Origin of the sequence: Paraburkholderia acidiphila, assembly GCF_009789655.1 — a bacterium.
Lineage (GTDB): Bacteria > Pseudomonadota > Gammaproteobacteria > Burkholderiales > Burkholderiaceae > Paraburkholderia > Paraburkholderia acidiphila.
This window is the reverse complement of sequence record NZ_CP046910.1, coordinates 35,311-60,249: the sequence shown is the minus strand read 5'-3', so window position 1 is coordinate 60,249 and position 24,939 is coordinate 35,311. Positions and strand designations below refer to the sequence as shown.

The 24,939-nt window shown below is 64.4% G+C and carries 20 protein-coding genes; 10 read left to right on the top strand and 10 right to left on the bottom strand.

Annotation, left to right across the window (positions count from 1 at the left end; genetic code table 11):
* Positions 1-21 precede the first annotated feature (21 nt).
* Positions 22-1,203, bottom strand: coding sequence for an isovaleryl-CoA dehydrogenase (locus FAZ97_RS14725; protein ID WP_158759228.1), 1,182 nt, complete (start codon positions 1,201-1,203; stop codon positions 22-24).
* A 195-nt stretch (positions 1,204-1,398) separates the two neighbouring features.
* Here FAZ97_RS14725 and FAZ97_RS14720 point away from each other — a divergent pair, with 195 nt between their 5' ends.
* Entirely contained in the window at positions 1,399-2,124 is a 726-nt protein-coding gene (locus FAZ97_RS14720) for a TetR/AcrR family transcriptional regulator (protein ID WP_158759227.1), read from the top strand.
* Between the two features lie 22 nt (positions 2,125-2,146).
* Here the strand turns inward: FAZ97_RS14720 and FAZ97_RS14715 are convergent, their stop codons facing one another.
* The 4 genes from FAZ97_RS14715 to FAZ97_RS14700 are packed head-to-tail and all read right to left on the bottom strand — an operon-like array spanning position 2,147 to position 6,724.
* Positions 2,147-3,634 (bottom strand): chemotaxis protein CheW, encoded by a 1,488-nt coding sequence (locus FAZ97_RS14715; protein ID WP_158759226.1) that lies wholly within the window; start codon positions 3,632-3,634, stop codon positions 2,147-2,149.
* Positions 3,631-4,185, bottom strand: coding sequence for a chemotaxis protein CheD (locus tag FAZ97_RS14710; RefSeq protein WP_158759225.1), 555 nt, complete (start codon positions 4,183-4,185; stop codon positions 3,631-3,633). Before FAZ97_RS14710 ends, FAZ97_RS14715 begins: the two co-directional genes overlap by 4 nt.
* A complete protein-coding gene (locus tag FAZ97_RS14705; RefSeq protein WP_158759224.1) occupies positions 4,169-5,011 on the bottom strand; it encodes a CheR family methyltransferase in 843 nt (280 codons plus the stop codon). The genes FAZ97_RS14710 and FAZ97_RS14705 overlap by 17 nt, the downstream gene beginning before the upstream one ends.
* A 15-nt stretch (positions 5,012-5,026) precedes the next feature.
* Complete coding sequence (locus FAZ97_RS14700; protein ID WP_158759223.1) at positions 5,027-6,724, bottom strand: methyl-accepting chemotaxis protein; 1,698 nt, start codon at positions 6,722-6,724, stop codon at positions 5,027-5,029.
* A gap of 745 nt (positions 6,725-7,469) precedes the next feature.
* Here FAZ97_RS14700 and FAZ97_RS14695 point away from each other — a divergent pair.
* The gene (locus FAZ97_RS14695) at positions 7,470-7,865 is read left to right on the top strand and encodes a hypothetical protein (RefSeq protein ID WP_158759222.1); all 396 of its coding nucleotides are present in this window, start codon (positions 7,470-7,472) and stop codon (positions 7,863-7,865) included.
* A 25-nt stretch (positions 7,866-7,890) separates the two neighbouring features.
* A complete protein-coding gene (locus tag FAZ97_RS14690) occupies positions 7,891-8,436 on the top strand; it encodes a glycine zipper family protein (RefSeq protein WP_158759221.1) in 546 nt (181 codons plus the stop codon).
* A gap of 99 nt (positions 8,437-8,535) precedes the next feature.
* Here FAZ97_RS14690 and FAZ97_RS14685 read toward each other — a convergent pair whose 3' ends face one another.
* The gene (locus tag FAZ97_RS14685; RefSeq protein ID WP_158759220.1) at positions 8,536-11,706 is read right to left on the bottom strand and encodes a transglycosylase domain-containing protein; all 3,171 of its coding nucleotides are present in this window, start codon (positions 11,704-11,706) and stop codon (positions 8,536-8,538) included.
* A 226-nt stretch (positions 11,707-11,932) separates the two neighbouring features.
* Here FAZ97_RS14685 and FAZ97_RS14680 point away from each other — a divergent pair, with 226 nt between their 5' ends.
* Positions 11,933-12,265, top strand: coding sequence for a hypothetical protein (locus FAZ97_RS14680; protein WP_158759219.1), 333 nt, complete (start codon positions 11,933-11,935; stop codon positions 12,263-12,265).
* A 241-nt stretch (positions 12,266-12,506) separates the two neighbouring features.
* Positions 12,507-12,776 (top strand): hypothetical protein, encoded by a 270-nt coding sequence (locus tag FAZ97_RS14675; protein WP_158760929.1) that lies wholly within the window; start codon positions 12,507-12,509, stop codon positions 12,774-12,776.
* 97 nt (positions 12,777-12,873) lie between these two features.
* On the opposite strand, the gene FAZ97_RS14670 is transcribed toward FAZ97_RS14675, so the two are convergent.
* Positions 12,874-13,608 (bottom strand): response regulator transcription factor, encoded by a 735-nt coding sequence (locus tag FAZ97_RS14670; protein ID WP_158759218.1) that lies wholly within the window; start codon positions 13,606-13,608, stop codon positions 12,874-12,876.
* A gap of 385 nt (positions 13,609-13,993) precedes the next feature.
* Here FAZ97_RS14670 and FAZ97_RS14665 point away from each other — a divergent pair, with 385 nt between their 5' ends.
* A complete protein-coding gene (locus FAZ97_RS14665; RefSeq protein ID WP_158759217.1) occupies positions 13,994-15,295 on the top strand; it encodes an MFS transporter in 1,302 nt (433 codons plus the stop codon).
* Between the two features lie 127 nt (positions 15,296-15,422).
* Positions 15,423-16,904 (top strand): MFS transporter, encoded by a 1,482-nt coding sequence (locus FAZ97_RS14660; protein ID WP_158759216.1) that lies wholly within the window; start codon positions 15,423-15,425, stop codon positions 16,902-16,904.
* Positions 16,905-16,942: 38 nt separating this feature from the next.
* On the opposite strand, the gene FAZ97_RS14655 is transcribed toward FAZ97_RS14660, so the two are convergent.
* The 3 genes from FAZ97_RS14655 to FAZ97_RS35210 all read right to left on the bottom strand — a co-directional run bounded on the left by FAZ97_RS14655 (position 16,943) and on the right by FAZ97_RS35210 (position 18,143).
* Positions 16,943-17,212 carry a hypothetical protein gene (locus FAZ97_RS14655; RefSeq protein ID WP_158759215.1) on the bottom strand — a complete coding sequence of 90 codons (270 nt, stop codon included), beginning with the start codon at positions 17,210-17,212 and terminating at the stop codon, positions 16,943-16,945.
* Positions 17,213-17,282: 70 nt separating this feature from the next.
* Positions 17,283-17,714, bottom strand: coding sequence for a DoxX family protein (locus FAZ97_RS14650; RefSeq protein WP_158759214.1), 432 nt, complete (start codon positions 17,712-17,714; stop codon positions 17,283-17,285).
* A 267-nt stretch (positions 17,715-17,981) separates the two neighbouring features.
* Complete coding sequence (locus tag FAZ97_RS35210; protein WP_199272129.1) at positions 17,982-18,143, bottom strand: hypothetical protein; 162 nt, start codon at positions 18,141-18,143, stop codon at positions 17,982-17,984.
* 198 nt (positions 18,144-18,341) lie between these two features.
* Between FAZ97_RS35210 and FAZ97_RS14645 the strand changes: the two genes are divergently transcribed.
* The 3 genes from FAZ97_RS14645 to narH all read left to right on the top strand — a co-directional run bounded on the left by FAZ97_RS14645 (position 18,342) and on the right by narH (position 24,938).
* Entirely contained in the window at positions 18,342-19,172 is an 831-nt protein-coding gene (locus FAZ97_RS14645; protein WP_158759213.1) for a helix-turn-helix domain-containing protein, read from the top strand.
* Positions 19,173-19,626: 454 nt separating this feature from the next.
* Entirely contained in the window at positions 19,627-23,418 is a 3,792-nt protein-coding gene (locus tag FAZ97_RS14640; RefSeq protein WP_158759212.1) for a nitrate reductase subunit alpha, read from the top strand.
* Positions 23,415-24,938 (top strand): nitrate reductase subunit beta, encoded by a 1,524-nt coding sequence (gene narH, locus FAZ97_RS14635; RefSeq protein WP_158759211.1) that lies wholly within the window; start codon positions 23,415-23,417, stop codon positions 24,936-24,938. Before FAZ97_RS14640 ends, narH begins: the two co-directional genes overlap by 4 nt.
* The last annotated feature ends 1 nt before the right edge of the window (position 24,939 follow it).

Genomic DNA, 24,939 nt, shown 5'->3' with positions numbered 1-24,939 from the left:
ATGACCTAGAGTTACTTAGGATTACATCGTTTCCGCGAACAGCTCGCGGCCGATCAACATGCGGCGAATCTCACTCGTGCCCGCGCCGATTTCGTAGAGCTTCGCGTCGCGCCAGAGACGCCCAACCGGATACTCGTTGATATAGCCATTGCCGCCGAGAATCTGGATGGCTTCGCCCGCCATCCACGTGGCCTTTTCGGCGGTGTAGAGAATCACGCCCGCGCAGTCCTTGCGCACCTGGCGCACGTGGTCCTTGCCAAGCGTGTCGAGCTGGCGCCCCACTGCGTAGAGGTACGCGCGGCACGCCTGGTACGTCGTGTAGAGATCGGCGACCTTGCCCTGAATGAGCTGGAACTCGCCGATAGCCTGGCCGAACTGCTTGCGGTCGTGGATGTACGGCACGACGGCGTCCATGACCGCGGCCATGATGCCCGTGGGGCCGCCCGCGAGCACGGCGCGCTCGTAGTCGAGGCCGCTCATCAGCACCTTCACGCCGCCGTTGAGCTGGCCGAGGATGTTCTCTTCAGGCACTTCCACGTCCTGGAACACCAGTTCGCCCGTATGCGAGCCGCGCATGCCGAGCTTGTCGAGCTTCTGCGCAACCGAAAAGCCCTTCATGCCCTTCTCGACGATGAACGCCGTGATGCCGCGCGAGCCCGCTTCGGGATCGGTTTTCGCATACACGACCAGCGTGTCGCAATCCGGCCCATTGGTGATCCACATCTTCGTGCCGTTGAGCACGTAGCGGTCGCCCTTCTTTTCGGCGCGCAGCTTCATGCTCACGACGTCCGATCCGGCGTTCGGTTCGCTCATGGCGAGCGCGCCGATGTGTTCGCCCGAAACGAGCTTCGGCAGGTACTTGCGCTTTTGCGCTTCGGTGCCGTTGCGATGGATCTGGTTCACGCACAGGTTCGAATGCGCACCGTACGAAAGGCCGACCGAAGCGGACGCGCGCGAGATTTCCTCCATCGCGACCATGTGCGCCGTGTAGCCCATGTTCGCGCCGCCGTATTCCTCGGAAACCGTCATGCCGAGCACGCCCAGGTCGCCGAACTTGCGCCAGAGGTCCATCGGGAACTGGTCGGTGCGGTCGATCTCGCCGGCGCGCGGCGCGATTTCCTTCGCCGCGAAGCCGGCAATGCTGTCGCGCAGCATTTCGACTTCTTCGCCAAGCGGGAACTGCAAACCGGGTACGTTGCTCATGTGTGTCTCCAGAGGATTCTCGATCCGGGCGGTGCTTCGCCCCATGGACGCACATTTCACGCCACATTTACGTTAACGTCAATAGGTATTTCTGAGTGACGCTCAAGTTGTCATGCCGATGAATTTTCCTTGTCCAGCGGCGATTCTTTCGTAGATAATGAATTCCACCCTGACGTAAATTGAATCAAGCTCAACATGGAAGCCGTCGCCCAGAAAGCCGTCCTGCCCGCGTCGCGCCGCCAGCCGGCGGGCCGCAAGTCGCAGCAGCGCGTGCGGGAAATCCTGCAGGCGGGACGCGAAGTGTTCTCGGAAAAAGGGTACGCACGCGCCACCACGGCCGAAATCGCCCAGCGCCTCGGCGTGTCCGAGGCGACGGTGTTCAGCTACTTTCGGGGCAAACGGGAGTTGTGCGCGCGCGTGATCGGCGACTGGTATGACGAATCGATCGCGGCCATCGAAGGCGGCCTGCCGCGCGACGGCACGGTGCGCCAGCAGTTTGCATTCATCGTGCGCATGCATCTGCAGTTGATGCTGGAAAGCGGCACCGGCATCTGCGAACTGGTGCTCTCGGAAGGCCGCACGCGGCACCACGATCTGAGCGAGGCGCTCACGGAAATGCAGCGCCGTTACACGGCGCCGCTCATGCGCGTGCTCGCGCGCGGTCAGGAAAACGGGCAGATCCGCAGCGATCTGCCGCTGCGGCTGCTGCGTTCGCTGGTATTCGGCCCCATGGAGCACGTGCTGTGGGACGCGACGCTCGCCAACCGCCGCACGAACATCGAAGCCACGGCCGACCGTCTCGTGGACGCGCTCTGGTCGGCCCTGCAACCGCCCAACCTCGAACTCGCCGCGCTCGCGCAGTTCAGCCAGGACGTGAGCGAAGCCGTGCGCCGGCTCGAGCGCGAACGTGCCGCGCGCTAACCTGCACGAGCTCCGCCGGCGGTCAAACCGCCGCTTCCTCGGCCACGCGCGCGCATAGCGAAGCGGGGTCGAGCAACATCAGCGTGCCCTTGCCCGGCAACTCCACGGCTTCGCGCATGTCGTTATGCACGCGCGCGCCTTCGCTGCGCGTGAATGCCTGCGGCATCGTGAGCTGGGCCGAACCGGTCAACGTCACGATATCCTCGACCGAATCGACAAGCAGTCCGTATTTTTCGCGCTCGTATTCGACGATCAGCACCTTGGCGCGCGCGAGATCCTCGTACGGCGGCATGCCGTACATCGCGCGCACGTCGATCACGGTGACGAGCACGCCGCGCAGGTTGAGCATGCCGCGCACGACGCCGGGCAGCCCCGGCGTATGCATGATGTCGTCGCGATAGTCGATGACCTCGCGCAACTGGGCGATGCGCACGCCGATCAACTGCCCGATGCGAAACGTGACGAACGTTTGCCGCGTGCCTGCGCCGCGTTTTTGCGCCGCCTGCGCCAGAGCATTGCGATACAGATCGCGATGACCCGCCGCGAGCGCCACGACGCGCTCGTTGGCAAAGAGCGCGGCCGCGTTCATGAGCAGCACGCCCGCGCTATCTTCGGCCGCCAGATAGCCCGCGAACAGCGAGCGCTGCGCATTGCCGCCATAGGCCGGCATGGGCAGCAGGTCCTCTTCGCGGTACGCAACGATGCTCGCCACTTCGTCCACCAGCATGCCGAAATGCAGGTCGTTGCGATGAAGCACGACAATGCGCCGTTCGTCTGCACGCTTTGGCTCGCCGCTCGAGCGAGCGAAGCCCAGCAGCGCGCTGAAATCGAGCACCGGAATGGTCGCGCCGCGTAGGTTCAGCATGCCGATGCAGACCTCGTTGGCCAGCGGCGACTGCTGCAAGGCCGGCACACGGATGATTTCCTGGATCGCGTCCATCGGCAGCGCGAGCGCCGTGGCGCCTACCTTGAACGACACGTTCTGGCGGCGTTGCCCCTGGTGCGCACGCCGCTCGGCTGCGCGCGGCTCCGATTGCGCGAGTTGCGGCATGTCGCGCAAACTGAGCAGCACGGCGGGCGCGAGCACTTGAAGAATGCGCTCGCCGCCGTCGAGCTTGAGCACCGCGCCAATCGCCATGGGCGTGCTGCCCTCGGGCACGTCGAGCGTGATGACCTGCTCGCGCGGCACACGCAGAATTTCGCCCGTCGCGTCGAACAGCAGTCCCACGCGTACGCCGCCGGATTCGACAATCGCGACCTTGCGCGCCGCGCTCGTGCTTTCTGTGTTCAGACGCAGCAACTGCCGCAGATCGACCACCGGAATCAGCGTGCCGCGCAGGTTGAAGAGCCCAAGCAGATACGGCGGTGCAAGTGGGATCGCTGTGAGCGTCTCCGGCGGGTTGACGACCTCCTGCAAGGCGGCCACCGGCAGCGCCAATTCGGTGCCCGCCAGATGGAACGAGCCGTACAGCTCGACGTTCGGGCCAGCTGCAAGCGTGCGTACACTCATCGGGTGACTCCTTGATTTGGCGACTGCTCTGGCATAACAGAAGATCGCGGCTCGAGCGAGCGCGAGAAATGGCGCACGGCGTAGTGATGCTGTTCGCAGTCGATGCTCAGCTGGCGTCCGCACTCGCCGCCCACGTCGACGTGCACGAGTTTCAGCCGCGCATCGGCCAGCATCTGGCGCGCAACGCGAACGTTTAGCTCTCCGATCGGTTCGTGGATCGTCGTGCGGTGGTGCATCATGTTCGCGCCGCCCGCGAGCACGGCCTCGATATCGCCTTCGCGCGCCTCGTGCGCGTGCATCATGGCGAGCAGTTTCGGCAGCGCTTCGATCACGTATTTCGCGCCGTTGCCGGCCTGCACAGCGCCCGCCGCCCGAGCGCCTCCCGTGGGCTCGGGCAACAGGCAATGCGCGAGCCCGTAGGTCGCGCGCGAGCGCCACAGGAGCCCGATGCCCACACACGACCCCAGCGTCGCGCGCAGGATTTTCGCCTCCTCGCCGCGGCTCACGGCGATTTCACACATTCGCACCTGCACGTCACGCTGGATGCTCATGTTCACGTACCTCGTTGCGATAGATGAGCGGCTGTTCGAAAGCGAATCCCGCCGCGACCCGGCTCAGCGATTCGGACTCGCCCACGATCAGCACGGCGCCCGGCCGCATCGCGCGCCGCACGTTGGCGAGCACGGCCTTCTGGCCTTCGAGATCGAAATAGATCAGGACGTTGCGCAGCAGAACCAGATCGAACTCGCCGAGATCGCGCGGCACGTCATAGAGGTTGTGCCGCCGAAAGCTCACGTGCGAGCGTAAAGCCTCATTCACGCTGATCGCCGCCGCTTCGCTGCGGAAATACCGCTGCACGAGTTCCGGCCGCTGCTGGCGCAGGCTCTCCATGCTACGGCCGGCATAGTGTCCGGCGCGCGCGTTCGCAAGAATGCCGTCCGAGATATCGGTGCCGACGATCGCATAGCGCAGCGAGGGATGCAGCAGGCGGAACTCCTCGCAGAGCATGGCCGTCGTCCACGCTTCCTCGCCGCTAGACGCCGCCGCCGACCAGACGCGCAAGGGCTCGCCCGTTCGCCTCGCGGCCCATCGCGGCAGGAATTCGCCCGCCAGATACTCCCAGATGCGCGGCGTGCGAAAAAACGACGTTTCGTTCGTCGTGACGAGATCGATGAAGTCGCGCACCTCGTCCGCGCTGCCGTCGAGCAAGCGCAAATAGTCGCCATAGTCTGGCAACCCGAGCGTCATGATGCGGCGGCGCAAGCGGCCCTTGAGCATGGTCCACTTGCGCTCGTTCATCGCGATGCCGGTATGCCGGCGCACCTGCTCGAACAGCGCATTACGCACCGGCAGTTCGGCATCCTGATCGATATCCACTGCGACCTCCGGACTTCACACCACGAAGCGCGCCACCGTCGTGTCGAGACCCACCGCGCCGCCCTTGAGCGACGCCGCCGCGCGCGCGATCGTGTCGCACGCGCCCGCCGACTTCTCGGTTTCTTCGGCGACCTGCTGAATCGCGGCGCTCACTTCGCGGGCCGCGATGAGCTGCTCGTCCGCGCCGCATGAGATTTCCGAAATAGCCTGGGTCGTTCGGCTCACGCCAGCGACGATCTTCTCGAACGCCTCGCCCGCCTGCTTCGAGATTTCGCTGCCCTGCGCGACGCGTTTCACCGACTCGTTGATGAGCTTCGAGATTTCCTTCGTTGCCTGCGAGGACCGCTCCGCCAACTTGCGCACTTCGTCGGCGACCACGGAGAAGCCAAGGCCGTGCTCGCCCGCGCGTGCCGCCTCGATCGCCGCGTTGAACGCGAGCAGATTGGTCTGGCTCGCGATCTCGCCGATGACCTTGATGATCTCGCCAATATCCTCCGACGAGCGGTTGATCAGCTCCATCGCCTCGATCGATCGCGTCACGGCCTTCGCGCCGCGCTCCGCTTCCTGCTGCGTGTCCTTGGCGAGCTGGTCGGCGCCGCGCGAATTGTCGGCGATCGAGTTGATGGACGCCGTGAGTTCCTCGATCGATGCGTTCATTTCCTCGACTGTCGCGCCGAGCAGTTGCGCGCCGCTCGCCACGGTGTCCGCGCGCGCTGCGATGTCCTGCGAAGCGTCCTTGAACGTGCCGGCCGATTCGACCACCTTGCCGATCACGCCCGCGAGGTCGCTCATCATGCCCTTGATGCCGGCAGCCAGCTGGTCGATCGGTTCCTCGCCGTGCACCTCGACGTCGCCCGTGAGGTCGCCGGCGGCCGCGCGGCTCACCACGCCGAGCAGCTTCTCGACCTTGCGCTGATCGTCCTGCGCGCGGCGCTTCACGCTCTCTTCGAGCTCGACCTGCGCGGTCACGTCGTTGGCGAACTTGATGACCTTGTAGAGCTGGCCATTCACGTCGAAGATCGGGTTGTAGGTTGCCTGGATCCACACCACGCGGCCGCCCTTGGCAATGCGCTTGTAACGGCCCGCGTCGAACTCGCCGCGATTGAGCTTGGCCCAGAACTCGCGATAGTCGGGGCTGGCCGCGTGTGCCTCCTCGCAGAACAGGCGGTGATGCTTGCCGAGAATCTCTTCGAGGCGATAGCCGAGCGTGTCGAGGAAGTTCTGGTTCGCATGCAGCACGATACCGCCCGTATCGAACTCGATCACGGCCTGGGCTTTGTCGATGGCGCGCAATCGCCCTTCGTACTCCGCGTGCTGCTGCTTGGCGGCGGTGATATCGGTGGCGAACTTGATGACCTTGTAGGGCCGGCCGTTGTCGTCGATCACCGGGTTGTACGACGCGTTGATCCAGATCTCGCGGCCGCCGCGCCCGACCCGCCGGTATTCGCCGCGGTCGAACTCGCCGCGTCCAAGCCGTTCCCAGAACTGGCGGTAAGCCTCGGTACGCACATAATCAGGATCGCAGAACATCCGGTGATGCTTGCCGCGCACTTCCTCGAGCGTATAGCCGAGCGTTGCGAGGAAATTCTCGTTGGCGTGAAGAATGGTGCCTTGAAGGTCGAACTCGATAACTGCCTGAACACGATTTAGCGCAGCATTGACTGCGCTTAATTCGCGTAATTCGATCTGACGATCCGGTGTCGATTGTTCCATGGTCCTGCCCTCGTATTGGGTTCGCTCTCGATGCAAATCGGATTGCGGCGTGCCGCCGTCAGGTTCGGGCGATTTCTCTCGGATTTTTTTATATGGCGCTCGTGGCGCCTGGATGTTGCATCTCTTACCCGTGCTTTATCGGCTCACTATTTGGTTAACTTGACCAGGGGTTTGTGCTAAGGCAAACGTTTTCGCTCGGGTTTCGGCTGGCCATCGAAGGTTCGATTTATCTACAGATACGAGGACTTCCTTCCCGATTTTCACTTTATGAAAGATTTCGAATAATGGCGTCATTTCATGCAATGAATGATGAAATCGCTTTTATTTAAAAATAGTCATTTTATTTAATAATTCATTAATTCTTTCAATGTGCTTTCACGGAGTCAGTTTTGCCGGGATTTATAATATGGATTCCTTATCAATAAGCGTCGACAAAGGGCAATCGAACTGCCGCACCGGCCGCCCTGACGCCGCCGATGTCCAATTGTTACAGTGCATCAATGCGCCGAAAGGTGCAAAGGGAGCCATTTCCGCGGGTTTGCGCCCCGAATAGACCGCGAAGCCAGCCGTTGCGCGCCGTTCGCGCCCATGACGGTCTTCGCGCGCCACCAACCCGGCAGGCTTTGTAACAACTCGAAAAATCGGCGCAACTCGCGTAATTGCATTGGTTCCGCCAATGTCTTAGCGTTCGATAATTGGCTGGCGCGCGCCGTTGCCCCAGCCTGCCCGTTTCTGGAGATCGTGTGTGAGAAGGTCGAAACTGTTTCTCGGGGCCGCAGCGGCCGCGCTTATCGGCGTATGCGGGGTAGCCCAGGCGGCGCGCGTCGGCGTGTACATCGGCGCCGGCGTGCCCTATTACTACCCGGTCGCGCCCGTGCCGTACTACTACGCGCCGCCCGTCATCGTCGCACCGCCACCGCCGCAGGCGCCCGACTACATCGAGCAGGGGCAAGCCGGCGCCCCCGTCATGGATGCGCAGCAGGGACCCGTCAACGCCCCGCCCGGCGATGCAGCGGGCGAGCAGCAGGCAAACGCCGACACCTGGTATTACTGCGACGAGTCGAAAACCTACTATCCGTATGTAAAGCAATGCTCGTCGGGCTGGCGCGCGGTTCCCGCCCAGCCGGCGCCTTCGAACTGAACACCTTGACGATATCGAGCCGCAAATGAAATACACGTATCTCGCGCTTCTCGCCACAGCGGGGCTGTTGAGCGCATGCGCCGTGACGCCCACGGGGCCGAGCGTGATGGCGCTGCCCGGCACGGGCAAAACCTTCGACCAGTTCCGCGCCGACGACGCGAATTGCCGCCAGTTCGCCTTCCAGCAAGTAGGCGGCGTCACCACGAACCAGGCGGCGACGGGCGCCGGCCTCGGCAGCGCCGTGGTGGGCACGGCGCTCGGCGCGGCGGCAGGCGCTGCGTTCGGCGGCGGCCAGGGCGCGGCCATTGGCGCGGGCGCGGGCCTGCTTGCAGGCAGCGCGGTCGGCATGGGCAACGCCCAGGGCTCCGCGTGGGACGTGCAGCGCCGCTACGACTACGCTTATCTGCAATGCATGTACGCCACCGGCAACCGCATACCGGCCCCCGGCAACATGACGATGTCGCAACCGCAGCAGTTCCAGGCGCCGCAGCAGCAATTCCAGACCGCGCCGCAACCACGTTATTTGCCGCCGCCCCCGCCGGGTTCGGCGCCTCCGCCTAGCGGGTATTAAGGCGGATATTGAAGCGGATATTGACCGCATCAAAGAGAACGCGGGGCTTGGCGCATACGCCAAGCCCCGCGTTTTGCTTTGGATGCCGAATCACCTGAATCAGTGCGAGTCGAACTCTAGCGCGTTGCCGTTCCACACCACGCGGCGCATTTCGCCCGATTCCGGGTCGATAAGCGTCATCTGCTGCGCGGCGTGCACGGGATCGGGTTTCGCATCGCCGTCCGTGCCGGGCCTCGATTCGAGCAGCGGCTGCAACACGGGCGCAAGCGACTTCAGCAGCTGCACGGAGAGCGCGCTCGTGAACGTATAGCGCGCCGCATACGGCTCGTGCACCCACGCCGTGAGCGTGCCGTAGAAGCGGTTGCCGATCACGAACACGAAGGTCGCGCTGCGGTTCACCTTGCGCGATTCGATCAGCCGCGCGCCCGGCGCGTACACGTTGAAGCGCTGGTCGCCGGTGCCGGTCTTGCCGTAGACCGGCAGCGTCTTGCCGTCGGGCAGCGTCATACCGTCGGCCAGGCGCTTGGCCGTGCCGCCCTCGACCACCGACGTCAGCAACTCGCGCACCACTTGCGAAATCTCCGGCGAAACCAGCGCTTGCGGCGGCGTGGACGCATGAACGAAGTGCGTCTCGTAGGGCGTGCCGCGCGCGAAGTCGAGCGATTCGAAGCTATGCGTCGGCAGCTTTTCGCCGTTGCTCGAGATGAGGCCGATGAGTTGCGCGAGCGCCGCGGGCCGGTCGCCCGACGCGCCGATCGCCGCGCCGTACGAAGGCGTGATGCTGTCGAACGGATAGCCGACCGCGCGCCACGACTTGCCGATCGCGTCATACGCGCGCAGCTCGATCATGTGGCGAATGCGCCGGTTCTGGGTGGCGTGATACTTCGTCTTGAAGAGCCACGAGTAGGTATAAAGGCGCGTGTCGCGGCTCGCTTCCTGAACCTGCGCGAGCGTCGCATCCGGGTGCGTGCGCAAGTAATTCAGCAACCACAGTTCGAGCGGATGGATGCCCGCAATATAGCCGCGATCGTTGAGGTTGAATTTGCCGATCGCGTACTTGTCGTAGTAGTGCGCGAGGTCCTCGTCGTCGAGCCACTGGAACTTCGTGTTCTTTAGTTGCGCGCGCATCTGTGCGTCGAACCACGGCAGCTGGCCGTCGGGCTTCGCGCTGCGCAGCACGGTTGCAATGCGCGCCGGACCCTTGCGCGTGTGCTGCAGCAAGATCGCCAGCGCTTCGTCGTTGCTCTTGCCCGCGTAGCGCTTGTAGAAGCGCTTCATGTAGACCTGGCTCTCACCGTCGGCGAACTGCGTGAGAAAGCGCGTGCGCACGGCCGGGTCGTCGAGCCACTCCGCAGGCGGCCCCGAAGTCTGGATCATCTCGTAGTGAACGATGTCACGCATGAGCCGCACGAACACCAGATTCACCGAATGCTGGAACGCGCGGTGCACGGTGAGAATCTGCGCGTTGTCGCTCGACTCGAAATTGTTGAAGCTCTGCGCGCCGCCGCCGGTGTAGAACGTCTCGCCCGGGTTGGCCGAGTACTTGCGCTCCACGGCCGCTTCGAGCATGGGGGGCAGCGAACGGTCGGACGTCTTCGAAAGATAGTCGACCGCCCAGCGCGTGAGTGCATCGCTCGGATCGATTTGCGGCAGCATCGCGCGCAGCGACTTCACGTCGTCGGCCGCGTACCGCGCGTGCAGCGCGCTGACGATCTGCAGGTAGGTCACGAGCGTGCGCAGCTTCGCGGTCGAGCCCAGATTCAGGCGCGCGCCCGAATTGATGTCGAATGGCTGGTTCACGCTGTCCGTTTGCACGCGCACGAGGTTCTCGCCGTTGCTGCGCTCGAACAGCGTGAAGCTATACGCGATCTTCGAAGGATCGTCGGAGGGGCGCAGCATCTCGAAGCCGACCAACCCCGCCTGGCGCGCGCCGTCCTTCGTCGCGGCGTCGGCAAGGCGGTCGCTCACGGCCTGCTGCACGCTGTCGTCGAGCGTGGCCGTGGCGGTGAGATCGAGGCGGTCGAGGTCGTAAAGCGTCTTCAGCCCCAGCGCCTGCATGAGCTGGGTGCGCAGCGTCAGCACCGCCTTGCGCTCCACGAACGAAACCGGCGCGCGTTGTGACGGCCTCGAGCGGTCGAGCGTGAGTTGCGTGGCGAGCGCGGCGTCGCGCAGCGCGGGCGTAATCACGCCGCCAGCGCCGAGCAGGCGGATGTAGCTGTCGGTCAGTTTCGCGAGTGCGTCGTTGTTTTTCTGCAGGAAGTACGAAGGCGCGCGCTGCGCGATCAGCAGCGAGAGCACCTGACGGAACGCCAGCGCTTGCGCGTCGATCGACTCGGGCGTAAGCGGTGCGCGCAGGATCCGGTTGACGTCGCGGAAGTCGCGCCCATACCAGGCCGCAAGCCCGTCGCCGAGACCGTTGACTTCGCCCACTCCCGGCTTGGCGGAGAGCGGCACCGAATTCAGGTAGTGCACGAGAATCTGCTGGCGCGCAGGCATGGTCTGCGGGCCGTCCAGGTAGGCGCGCAGCGAAGCGGACGCGATCTGGCGCAGCTTCTCCGGCGGCGTCGAGGTGCGGCCGCCCGACGAGTGCCGGAACTTCTCGATCTGCGTGGCGAGCGTGCTGCCGCCCGGCGTTTGCTGATGCCGGTTCACGAGGCGCGCGCCCTGGTCGACGAGCGCGCGGCTAAAGCGCCCCCAGTCGATGGCCGGGTTGCGGTTCGGCTGGTCCTGGGCCAGCAGGTATTTGTCTTCGATGAAAAGCAGCGAGTCGCGCACCACGGCCGGCACGGCGTCGAAATTCTCGTAAGCGCGCTGCGGATAACGCGTATGAAAGAGCGTCGCGCCCGACGCGTCGCGCAGCACGATCCCGGCCTGATCCTTTTCTTCAAAGGGCAGAAAAAGCCCTTGGTCGGCCACGGCGATCATGCGATCCGAATCGCGCGCCTGCGCCGAGATCGCGAAACCGCGTTCCGCCAGCCGGTTCTCGAAGGTGGGTAATTCCGCATAACCGAGCCGCACGTCGTACGGCCCGTTCGTGGTGGGAAAACGGATGCTGTGGCTCGGCCCGTTCTCGACCGTAAAGCCTATGTCGCGCGTGAGTTCGGAGAGGTAGCGCGCCTGCAGGCGCGACGTATCGATTTCGATCTGGACGATACGCGCGACGATGACGAGGGCGGCCAGAAACGCGACGACGAATCCCCACTTGACCCACCTGAAGAGTGAGCCAGCGCCAGCGGCGCGAACAGGAAAGCGTACCGATGGGCGGTTCATGCGTATTCTCCTGACGTCACGTCAGATTTCCAGGCGGCACTCCTAAAGATAGTCTATCTCTCTCCGTAGGTTCTTGCGTGCCGGTATGTAGGGCTCCGCACGCTCGTCGCACTGCCGCAACACCTATGCCCGGTGCGTGACAGTTTTGCGGCATTTGGCTGCTGCCCCGTGGCACGGGAGATGCTCCCGATATAATGATTGGCTATTTCGTTGGATACCGGGAAATATGAAGAAGCTTGCCGTGCCCCTTGCCCTTTCGCTCACGCTCGGCGCGTGCGCATGGTTTCAGAGCAACCCGGACGCGGGTCAGCCGGTCATCGATTCCACAACCAACCGGTCGGTCCGGGACGTGATCTCGTGCCTGACCGTGGAAGCCCAGCGCCACGGCGCGAGCTTTACCACCTCGCCGCTGCCGCAAGGCCAGATGCTCGAGTTCGGCGACTCGAACGTCATCAAGGTGCGCGCCGACAATGGCGCGACGACTTACCGCTACTACGCCGGCAAACGCCACGCCTCGAACCTGTGGATCGAGGGTGCGAGCAAAACCTGCGCGCCTTGAGCATTTGACGGGCGGCTTTCGTGCCGCAGCGGCGATGTGTGCGTGTTGAAAGCGCTTGCGCGCCTTTTTGTGCGGATCGACGCCCTTCTATTACAGCCTTTTACATTCATGCGTGCTGTGTAGCGCGATGACACATTTTCGCCAGGCGTTTTAAGAATCGCTTAAGTCTTCGTGCGCATGATCGCTTCAGTCAGAAGATACGAACGCAGCAGGAGGTCCCGTGAAACAGCAAGAGCCGCAGATTCAGGCGACGAGTCAGGTCAACAGCGAAGCAGCGTCCGGCGCGAAGCCCGCACGCCGCACCTTGTTGCGCCGGTTGCTCAGCCACCACGAGCTTGCAACCCTCCTGTTGCTGCTGCATGCGCCGATCGACGCGCATGCCAAGCCGGAAATTCCCATGCTCAAGGAAGCCGGGCTCGTCGAGCAGGTGCAGGACGCCGCCGGTGACGCCCGCATCCGCCTGACTTCGGAAGGCAACGCTGTGCTGCAAGGACTCGGCCTCGCGCGCTGAGGTTGCTGCACGCCATACCGAGTACGTCAAACAAAAGACGGCGACACGCATTGCGTGTCGCCGTCTTTTGCAGCCACAGAACGGTTCTAGCGTCGGCTCAAGCCGGCTCGAGCGCCTCGTTTTCGGCGGCGAACGCCTCATTCTGGTCCTGCAAGCGCAGTAGCCGGTAGCCGCTCTTGTACACCGGCTGCAGCCGGAAGCCGTTCGGCGTCTCGATCTCCAGCAGCAGACGCAGGCGCGACACGTGGCTGTCGATCGTGCGGGTCAACGTGTGCAGCTCGCGGCCCCACACCATCGCGTAAATATGGTCGCGCGAGAGCACGCGTCCGATATTCGAAAAGAACAGCGCGGCGAGCCGGTATTGCGTAGTCGAAAGCTCCACCGCCTTGCCGTGCACGCTGACGCCCTGACGCCGCATGTCGAAGTGGTAAGGACCCGCGTCGATCGTCATGTTCTCGTAGCGGTCGGGAAACGCTCGGCGCAAAAGCGCGTTGACGCGCGCGCGCAGCACCGAAGGGCACACCGGCAGGCCCACATAATCGTCCGCGCCGACCGAAAACGCGCGCACCACGTTTTCGTCGGACGCGTCCTCCGAGACGAACAGCACCGGAATCTGGCTGCCGTTCACCGCCCGCAGCGTCCTCAGCAGCTCCGCGCCGGCGACCTGCGAGCCCTGCCAGTCGAGCACGAGCATGTCGACGGTCGATGCGGCCAGCGTCCTCGCAAGCGTAAGTGCATCGCTGAACGGAACGCAGGCGTGGCCGCATTGCGTCAACACGCGCTCGAGTTGCTGGCGATGGTCAGCGTCGCGCTCGAAAATCGCGATGCGCATATTGGGTCCTTTTATGGATCGAATATCGAAGCGTGCGATTTTGTGGATATGTGCAAAAACTTCCCATCGGACGAGTCCGAAATCCAATCTGCTTCAGCGCCTTCCCACTGCGGCGCATGCGCGCTCTGACGGGCACGCGCCAGGCCCACATCTGGCGGCTTGCAAGCTTCCTGTAGAATTGCGGGCTGGCCTGAACTCGTCGGCACGTCCGCCCACCCGCGCGGACGCGCTGTTGCCGTGCCCCCACCCTTGCGCCCGCCTAACCGACGACCGCCGCCCCCGCGCCACGCGCGCACCAGGCAAATTCGGCCATCAAGCACGTCCGCACGCGTTCTTCACGCGCTACATGCAACGTCGTACATAACAACACCCTGGTTTTTCGGAAATGCAAGCAACAGAAATTGGCGTGCGCACGCCTGCCGCTGCGCGCGCGCTTACCCGCAGCGACTACAAGACGCTCGGGCTCGCCGCACTCGGCGGCGCCCTCGAGTTCTACGACTTCATCATCTTCGTGTTCTTCGCGCCGGCGATCGGGCAGTTGTTCTTCCCCGCAACGATTCCCGACTGGCTGCGCCAGCTGCAGACTTTCGGCATCTTCGCGGCGGGCTACCTCGCGCGGCCGCTCGGCGGCATCGTCATGGCGCACTTCGGCGACCTGCTCGGCCGCAAGCGCATGTTCACGCTCTCCGTGCTGCTGATGGCGCTGCCCACGCTCGCCATGGGCTGCTTGCCCACTTACGCGACGATCGGCGTGCTCGCGCCCGTGCTGCTGCTCGCGCTGCGCGTGCTGCAAGGCGCGGCCGTGGGCGGCGAGGTGCCGGGCGCGTGGGTGTTCGTTTCCGAGCACGTGCCACGCCGTCATATCGGCTATGCCTGCGGCACGCTCACGGCGGGCCTCACGTTCGGCATCCTGCTCGGCTCGCTGATCGCCGCGGCGGTCAATCATCACTACGCCCCGAGCGACATCGCCGCGTATGCCTGGCGTATTCCGTTCCTGATTGGCGGCCTGTTCGGCATGTTCTCGGTGTATCTGCGCCAGTGGCTGCACGAGACGCCCGTGTTCGCCGAGATGAAGGCGCGCAAGTCGCTCGCCGACGAAATTCCGCTCAAGGCCGTACTGCGCGACCACGGCCGCGCCGTGATCGTCTCGATGCTGCTCACGTGGATGCTTTCGGCCGCTATCGTCGTCGTGATTCTCATGACGCCGCCGTTGCTGCAGAAGCAGTTCCATCTCGACGCCACCACGTCGCTGCTCGCGAACTGCGTGGCCACGCTCTTTCTCACGGTGGGCTGCGTGAGCGCGGGCGCGCTCGCCGACCGCTTCGGCGCGCGCCGCGTGCTGGCCATCGGCGGCATTGCGCTCGCGATCTCGTACTATGTGCTGTTCCGCCAGATCGCCGTGGACAGTTCGATGCTCATGCCGCTCTACGCGGTGAGCGGGCTGCTGGTCGGCACGATCGGCGCGGTGCCGTATGTGATGGTGAACGCATTCCCGCCCGTCGTGCGCTTCTCGGGCATCTCGTTCTCGTACAACGTGGCGTACGCCGTGTTCGGCGGCCTCACGCCGATCGTCGTCGCCCTGCTGATGAAGTCCGCGCCTCTCGCGCCCACCTACTATGTGGCCGCGATTTGCGTGCTCGGCGCGATCACGACGCTGTTCTTCAAGGACGCGCACCGGGAGCAGTAAGTGCGCCTCCGTGTGCAATGAATGCACACTGGGCGCCCGCCTCTGGTCCGGCACCATTTTGCCGGCGGCTTCGACGATTCACCTCGCGCTGAAACGTCGAAGCCGGCGAGCGCCCTACCATGGGCGCATGAATACCTCACACCCCACCCCCGCCCCCGCTTCGGCCCGTTTCACGCCGGCGCTCACGCGTATCGTCGCAACCGTCAGCATCGGATTCGTCGTTACGCAGCTCGACGTGACCATCGTCAATATCGCGCTCGCGCGCATCGCGACCGATCTCCATGCGAACGTCGCGGGCCTGCAATGGATCGTCGACGCCTATACGCTCGCCTTCGCGGTGCTGATGCTCTCGGGCGGCGTGCTCGGCGAGCGCTACGGCGCGCGCCGCCTCTACGCCGCCGGTCTTGTCGTGTTCGCGTTCGCCTCGCTGGCCTGCGGGCTCGCCGCCAATCCGGTCATGCTGATCGCCGCCCGCGCGGTGCAGGGCGCGGGCGCGGCGGCCATGCTGCCCAACTCGCTCGCCCTCCTCAACGAAGCGTGCCGCCACGACCGCGGGCTCAGGGCGCGCGCCGTGGGCTTCTGGACCGCAGCGGGCGCCATCTCGATCGCCGCCGGCCCGGTGGCGGGCGGCCTGCTGATCGCGGCGTTCGGCTGGCGCAGCATCTTCCTCGTCAACCTGCCGCTGTGCGCGGCCGGCCTGTGGGCCACGCTCGCGTGGATTCCCGCACCGCGCCGCCATGCGCACGATTGCACCACGGCCAGCGCGAGCGCCGTGCGCAACCTCGACGTGCGTGGCCAGTTGCTCGCCGTCGTGGCGCTGACGGCCTTTACGGGCGCGGTGATCGAATGGCGGCCGCTCGGCTTCGTGCACTGGGCCGTGGCGGGCGGCTTCGCGCTCGCTCTCGCGGCGGGTATTGCGTTTGTCGCGCTCGAAGCCCGCACGCGCGACCCCATGGTGCCGCTCGCGATGCTGCGCAACCGCACGTTCAGCGCGGCGGTGCTGTTCGGTATCTGCGTGAATCTCACGTACTACGGCACCGTGTTCGTGCTCGCGCTTTACCTGCAGCATGCGCGCGGCGAAACGCCGTTGCAGGCGGGCCTCGCGTTCATCCCGCTCACCGGCGGATTCCTGCTCTCGAATATCGTGAGCGGCCATGTGGTCGCGCATTACGGCACGCGCCGGCCGATGATCGTCGGCGCGCTGATCGCAGGTGCGGGCTACGCGCTGCTGGTCAGCGTGGACGCCTCGACGCCGCTCGCCTTCGTGCTGGTCGCCTTCTTGCTGATTCCCTCGGGCATGGGCCTCGCCGTGCCGGCGATGACGACGGCCGTGCTCTCTTCGGTCGAGCCCGCGCGCGCGGGTACGGCCTCGGCGCTGCTCAATACGGCGCGTCAGGCTGGCGGTGCGGTGGGCGTGGCGGCGTTCGGCGCGCTCGCGGGCGGCACGGGCGCGGCGCAGGTGGCGGCCGGCCTGCGTGCGGAAACCGCGGTCTCGGCGGCGCTCCTGCTCACAGCGGCCGGGCTCGCGTGGTTCGCGAAAACCGATCCGGCACATGCGGGCGCGCGCCGTGCCGCGCCGGCGCGGATGAACGAATCGGAATCGCGCTGATGCAGTGGCGCGCTGGCGTGGCGCACGACGGCGCCAACCTACAGAGACGCCTCCTGGATCGTGCCGGAGTCGATCGCGCGGGCGATCAAGCCATCGTTCTGCGCCTTGCGGATGGCGTGCGCAATCAGCTGGTCGGGCTCTTCGAGCTCGGCCTTGAGCGCGCCGATGATCCCGGTGGCGTCGAGGATCACCAGCGTCTTCGCGGTATCCGCGTAGCTGATGAACACGCGCCGCGTGCCGTCTTCCGCAAGACTCGCGCAGAGCTGTTCGGTCTTGCCTGCCACGTTGAAGTCGAAGTTCTGTATCAAGGCCTGCTCCCTCTACGTCCGGTTGCCCGGTGGTTGTGATCCGACACTCGCGCCTTGCCACGCGAGGGCGTCAGCCTCGCAGGCCGCCGCGCGGCGCGCGCATGCCGTCGATGGAAGCACGTCCCGCGCCCGTCACGGTCAGCAGCAGGAAGCCGCCCGCGATCGCCACGTTCTTCCAGAAGTGAATGACCGCATCCTGTTGCGCCGCGGCCTGGGTCACGTTCCAGAAGTCATGGCCCAGGATCGCCGTGACGATAGCGTACACGGCGAGCAGGAAGGCAACCGCGCGCGTGCGCACGCCCAGCACGAGCGCAATGCCGCCGAGCACTTCGATGGCGGTCGCCACGATCGCGCCATACGTGGCATACGGCACGCCCTTCGAGTGCAGATAGCCGACGAACCCCGCGTATCCCAGCAGCTTCATGGCACCGCCCCACAGAAACAGAATGGCGAGCGCGATGCGGGCAATGAAGATGGTGAAGGAATCGGCGGGACGGGTCATGGAGGGCTCCGGTATGCAATATCGGAATGACCGCGGGGCGCACGGTCAGTTCCCTCGAATTGATGCGGGAACGGCGGACGCAGCGTGACGCGCAAGGGCGTGCCGTACGCCGGAGCGAAACAAACGAAGCGGGAAAGAAACCGGCAACCAGGCCGGCAATTGATTCGGAATGCTATGGAATTAGCCTCGCGGCCAATGCGGCGATCCGCTCGCGATGCAACGGCACGACCGCACAAACCCGCGCGCACCGCGGCGGCGCTGGCACGCTCAGTGCTTGTGACGCATGCCGTGCGGCCGATGCGCGTCGAGCCAGCGAGTCAGGCGCGTCTCGAGCGTGCCTCTGCTGCGGCGCGACACAGCCCACATGACCGCGCACACCAGCAACATGACGCCGGGTCCGAGCAGATAAGCAGCAACCGTTTCCCTCATGGCTGTCTCCTCAGCGCGACGCCACAGTACGTGAGACTTTTCATTTTAGGCGAAAGCGCTGCACACGGTAAACGTCGTCCACGCATGCAGCAGGGCCATAAACCCAAGGTTTTCATATATCCGTTGTCGGCAGCGCCGGAGCGTTTCTTTACCTCATACGTAATCGCTACGCCCGCGCGTTTCGCTAGAATCGGCGGCATGAACACGCTCGCTTCCATTCTCCCTGCAGCGCCGTCCGGCGCTGTGCGCCGCAGCGTCGGCGAGATGCTGCGCGACTGGCGCGTGCGCCGGCGCATGAGCCAACTGCTGCTCGCCACCGAAGCCGAAATATCGACGCGCCATTTGAGCTTCGTCGAATCGGGCCGCGCGCTGCCGAGCCGCGAGATGGTCATGCATCTCGCGGAGCAACTCGACGTGCCGCTGCGCGAGCGCAACGCGCTGCTGGTGGCGGCGGGCTACGCGCCGCTCTATCGCGAGCGCGCGCTCGACGACCCGCAGCTCGCCGCTGCGCGCGAGGCGGTCGATCTCGTTCTGCGCGGCCACGAGCCCTATCCCGCCGTAGCGGTGGACCGCCACTGGAATATCGTCGCGACGAACGGCGCGCTCGCGCCGCTCATCGGCGACGCTTCGGCCGCGCTGCTCGCCGCGCCCATCAATGCGCTACGGCTTTCGCTGCACCCGGACGGCATCGCGCCGCGCATCGTCAACTGGCACGCGTGGCGCGCGCATCTGCTTGCGCGCCTGCAGCGCCAGATCGATGCCAGCGCCGACCCCGTGCTCGCCGCGCTGCACGAGGAACTCGCATCGTATCCCGCGCCGCCCGGCGTAGCGCACGCGCACGCCGAGCCGATCGCGCATCACATTGCCGTGCCGTTGCGCGTGCGCACGGTGCTTGGCGAACTGGCGTTCTACAGCACGACCACCGTGTTCGGCACACCGGTCGACATCACGCTCGCCGAACTGGCCATCGAAGCGTTCTTTCCCGCCGATCCGCAAACGGCGCAGGCATTGCGTGATCAAGCGCGTTGAAACAGGTCTGACTCGTGAAACGAGCGCCAATCATCATTGAAGATTCATGCGCACGCAACAATGATGCAATTCAATGCATAGGCGTCGCCATATCGTAAATCCCGGCGAATTACCAAAAATCCAGGTGACTTTTTCAAGTTTATTTACGACTCGTTTTCAGTTCGAGAGCGCAATCCAGAAAAATCCACGCGCTACGCAATCGACAGATTCATCCATGAATTCATGGGGATTTCCTTCACCGAAAGGAAAGCTTTGAAACATGAATCGTTCTCAAACATATCCGTACGCGAACGTGCATTTTGCATAGCCGACGTTTCGTCATCTTTTCGACAAATATCGCGAGATTTCGATATGCATTAGCAAATACATCGAAATAGATTACATTCATCCCCTTTACATCTTCTAATTCCTACTTTTAAATACGGGTGTCCCCGACGCACAAGCTGGAGATGCCATGAGCCATTTTCTGGATCGTCTGCGTTACTTCACGGCGGCACGAACACAATTCGCGGACGGTCACGGCGCCGTCACAGACGAAGACCGAAAATGGGAGGAGGCGTACCGTACTCGCTGGCAGCACGACAAGATCGTGCGCTCCACACACGGCGTGAATTGCACGGGCTCTTGCTCGTGGAAGATCTATGTGAAGGGCGGCATTGTCGCGTGGGAAACGCAGCAAACCGACTATCCGCGCACGCGCCCCGACATGCCCAACCACGAACCGCGCGGCTGCTCGCGAGGCGCATCGTATTCGTGGTATCTCTACAGCGCCAATCGCCTCAAGTACCCGCTCGTGCGCAGCGCGCTCGTGAAGCTGTGGCGCGAGAAACGCCGCACGCTCGACCCCGTTGCCGCGTGGGCCGCCATTGTCGACGACGATGCCGCGCGCAAAAGTTATCAAACGCGGCGCGGCCTTGGCGGCTTCGTGCGGGCAGACTGGAGCGAAGTGCTCGAAATCGCGGCCGCCGCGAACGTGCACACCATCAAGCGACACGGCCCCGATCGCGTGATCGGCTTCTCACCCATTCCCGCGATGTCGATGGTGTCGTATGCCGCCGGGTCGCGCTATCTCTCTCTTATCGGCGGCGTGTGCCTCTCGTTCTACGACTGGTACTGCGACCTGCCCCCCGCCTCGCCGCAAACGTGGGGCGAGCAGACCGACGTGCCCGAGTCCGCCGACTGGTACAACTCGTCGTTCATCGTGATGTGGGGGTCCAACGTGCCGCAGACGCGCACGCCCGACGCGCACTTCATGGTGGAAGCGCGCTATCGCGGCGCTAAGATCGTTTCGATCTTCCCCGACTACGCCGAAGGCGCGAAGTTCGGCGACATCTGGCTGCACCCCAAGCAAGGCACCGACGCGGCGCTCGCGCTCGCCATGGGCCACGTGATCCTGAAGGAGTATCACCTCGCCGGCAAGAGCGCCTATTTCGCCGACTATTGCAGCCGCTTCACCGACATGTCCTGTCTCGTCACGCTCGTCGAGCGCGACGGTCAGTATGTGCCCGACCGCTATTTGCGCGCGTCCGATTTCGACGGCGCACTTGCGCAAGACAACAACCCCGAGTGGAAGACCGTGGTGATCGACAGCGCGACGAACGAGTTCGCCGTGCCGCTCGGCTCGGTGGGCTTTCACTGGGGCCAGCAGGACGGCGCCGATCGCGGCAAGTGGAACCTGCGCGAGGAAGGCGTCAACGGCGCGCCGCTCAAGCCCGCACTCTCGCTCGTTGAAAAACACGACGACGTGGTGGACGTGCTGTTCCCCTATTTCGGCAACGTCGCGCATCCGCATTTCCCGCACACCTCGCACGGTCCGGTGCTGAGCCGCCGCATTGGCGTGCGGCGCGTGGCAACGCCCGCCGGCGAGCGCCTCGTGGCGACGGTCTACGATCTCTTCGTGGCGAACTACGGGCTCGATCAGGGCCTGGGCGGCAAGGACCTCGCGCATAGCTACGACGACGACGTGCCCTACACGCCCGCCTGGCAGGAAGCAATCACGGGCGTGAAACGCGCGGACGTCATCAATGTCGCGCGCCAGTTCGCGGAGAACGCCGACAAGACCGAAGGCCGCTCGATGGTCATCATCGGCGCGGGCATCAACCACTGGTTCCACATGGACATGGCGTATCGCGCCATCATCAACATGCTCGTGATGTGCGGCTGCGTCGGCAAGTCCGGCGGTGGCTGGTCGCATTACGTGGGTCAGGAAAAGTTGCGCCCGCAAACAGGCTGGACCGCGCTCGCGTTCGCGCTCGACTGGAACCGGCCGCCGCGCCAGATGAACTCGACATCGTTCTTCTACGCGCACACCGACCAGTGGCGCTACGACCCGATGAACCCCACGGACCTGCTGTCGCCGCTCGCGAACAAGGCCGACTACCACGGCGCGCCGATCGACTACAACGTGCGCGCCGAACGCATGGGCTGGCTGCCTTCCGCGCCGCAGCTCGCGAGCCATCCGCTGGAACTGGGCCGCTCGCTCGAAGACCCATCGAAAGCCGGTGCCGAAGTCGCGCGCCGCCTGAAAGACGGCAGCCTCAAGCTCGCCTGCGAGGACCCCGATAATCCGGCCGTATTCCCGCGCAACCTGTTCGTGTGGCGCTCGAACCTGCTCGGCTCGTCGGGCAAGGGGCACGAGTACTTCCTCAAGCATCTGCTTGGCACAACGAACGGTGTGCAGGGCGAGGAAGTCGTGAAGGACGGCGTGCCACGCCCCGAAGAAGTGGTCTGGCATGAGGAAGCGCCCAAGGGCAAGCTCGACCTGCTCTGCACGCTCGACTTCCGCATGTCCACGACCTGCATGTACTCGGACATCGTGCTGCCCACGGCCACTTGGTACGAGAAGGACGACATGAATACGTCCGACATGCACCCGTTCATCCACCCGCTTTCCGCTGCCGTGGATCCCGCGTGGCAGGCGCGCAGCGACTGGGACATCTTCAAGGCCATTGCGAAGCGCTTTTCCGAACTGAGCGTCGGCCATCTCGGCGTGGAGCGCGACGTGGTGCTCGCGCCCATCGCGCACGACGCCGCGGGCGAACTGGCGCAGCCCTTCGGCGTGGCCGACTGGAAACGCGGCGAATGCGAGCCGGTTCCGGGCAAGACCATGCCGGGCGTGGTCACGGTCGAGCGCAATTACCCCGAGACGTATCACCGCTTCACATCGCTCGGGCCGCTCATGGACAAGCTCGGCAACGGCGGCAAGGGCATCAGCTGGAATACCGAGGATGAAGTCCACGAACTCGGCGCGTTGAACTATCGCGATCAATCCGAAGACGCCGGCGACGCGAAGGGCCGCCCGCGCATCGAAACCGCGCTCGACGCCGCGGAGACGATACTCTCGCTCGCGCCCGAAACGAACGGCGCGGTGGCGAAAAAGGCGTGGGAAGCGCTCTCGAAGTTCACGGGCATCGAGCATGCGCATCTCGCCGACGCCCGCGCCGACGAAAAGATCCGCTTCCGCGATATCCAGGCGCAGCCGCGCAAGATCATTTCGTCGCCAACATGGAGCGGCATCGAGTCGGAACACGTGTCGTACAACGCGGGGTACACGAACGTGCACGAGCTGATCCCCTGGCGCACGCTGAGCGGCCGCCAGCAGCTGTATCAGGACCATGCGTGGATGCGCGATTTCGGCGAGGCGCTGTGCGTCTACAAGCCGCCTATCGACACGGGCAGCTACGAAAAGATGGCGGGCTCCCGCTCGAACGGCAATCCGGAGCTTGCGCTCAACTTCATCACGCCGCACCAGAAATGGGGCATACACAGCACCTACACCGATAACTTGCTGATGCTCACGCTCTCGCGCGGCGGCCCGATCGTGTGGATCTCGGAGCAGGACGCCGCGCAGATCGGCGTGGTCGACAACGACTGGATCGAATGCTTCAACGCGAACGGTGCGCTCTGCGCGCGCGCCGTGGTAAGCCAGCGTATTCCACGCGGCATGGTGATGATGTACCACGCACAGGAAAAGATCGTGAATACGCCGGGGTCCGAAATAACGGGCACGCGCGGCGGCATTCACAACTCGGTCACGCGCATCTCGCTCAAGCCCACGCACATGATCGGCGGCTATGCGCAACTCGCTTACGGTTTCAATTACTACGGCACGGTCGGCTCGAACCGCGATGAATTTCTCATCGTGCGCAAGATGAAGAACGTCGACTGGCTCGATACCGAGGAAACCCCCGTTGGTCCGTTGCCCGCCGCTGTGACTGCGGCCGTTCGCGAAGGAGAAAGCTCATGAAAGTGCGCGCGCAGATCGCGATGGTGCTGAACCTCGACAAGTGCATTGGCTGCCACACGTGTTCAGTCACCTGCAAGAACGTCTGGACGAGCCGCGAGGGCATGGAATACGCGTGGTTCAACAATGTCGAGACGAAGCCCGGCATTGGCTACCCGAAGGAATGGGAGAACCAGGAGCGCTGGCGCGGCGGCTGGGTGCGCAAGGCCGACGGCCAGATCGAACCGCGCCTTGGCGGCAAGTGGAGATTGCTCGCGCAGATCTTCGCAAATCCGCATCTGCCGGAAATCGACGACTACTACGAGCCCTTCACGTTCGATTACGCGCACTTGCAGGAAGCGGGCAACACGAAGGCCACGCCAGTCGCGCGGCCACGCTCGCTCGTGAGCGGCGAGCGCATGGAGAAGATCGAGTGGGGTCCGAACTGGGAAGAGATTCTGGGCGGCGAGTTCGAGAAGCGCTCGAAGGACTATAACTTCGAGAACGTGCAGAAGGAGATCTACGGCCAGTTCGAGAACACCTTCATGATGTATCTGCCGCGCCTGTGCGAACATTGCCTGAACCCGGCATGCGTGGCCGCGTGCCCTTCCGGCTCGATCTACAAGCGCGAGGAAGACGGCATCGTGCTGATCGATCAGGACAAGTGCCGCGGCTGGCGCATGTGCGTTTCGGGCTGCCCGTACAAGAAAATCTACTTCAACTGGCAGAGCGGCAAGGCCGAGAAGTGCATCTTCTGCTACCCGCGTATCGAGGCGGGGCAACCCACGGTGTGCTCGGAAACCTGCGTGGGACGCATTCGCTACCTCGGCGTGCTGCTCTACGACGCCGACCGCATTCGCGAGGCCGCGAGCGTAGCGGACGAGAAGGACCTGTACCAGGCGCAACTCGACGTATTCCTCGACCCGTTCGATCCGGCCGTGCTCGAGCAGGCCGCACGCGACGGCGTTCCGCAGGCGTGGATCGAGGGTGCGCAGCGCTCGCCCGTCTACAAGATGGCGATCGACTGGCGCATTGCTTTCCCGTTGCACCCCGAGTACCGCACGCTGCCGATGGTCTGGTACGTGCCGCCGCTTTCGCCGATCAACGCGGCGGCGAACAGCGGCGAACTCGGCATGAACGGCTGGCTGCCCGACGTGCATTCGCTGCGCATTCCGCTGCGCTACCTCGCGAACCTCCTCACCGCAGGCGACGAAAAGCCGGTCCAGGTTGCGCTGGAACGTCTGCTCGCCATGCGTGCGTTCATGCGCGCGCGCCAGGTCGACCGCGTGGATGCGCCGCAGGTCCTCTCGCAAGTGGGGCTCTCGCTCGCACAGGTCGAGGAGATGTATCGCTATCTCGCGATCGCGAACTACGAGGATCGTTTCGTGATTCCCACCACGCACCGTGAATACGCGGAAAACGCGTTCGACCTGCGCTCCTCGTGCGGCTTCACGTTCGGCAACGGTTGCTCGGACGGCAAATCGGAGGCGAGCCTGTTCGCACCGAAGAGTGGGCATCGCAAGATTCCCATTCAGGAGATCTGAC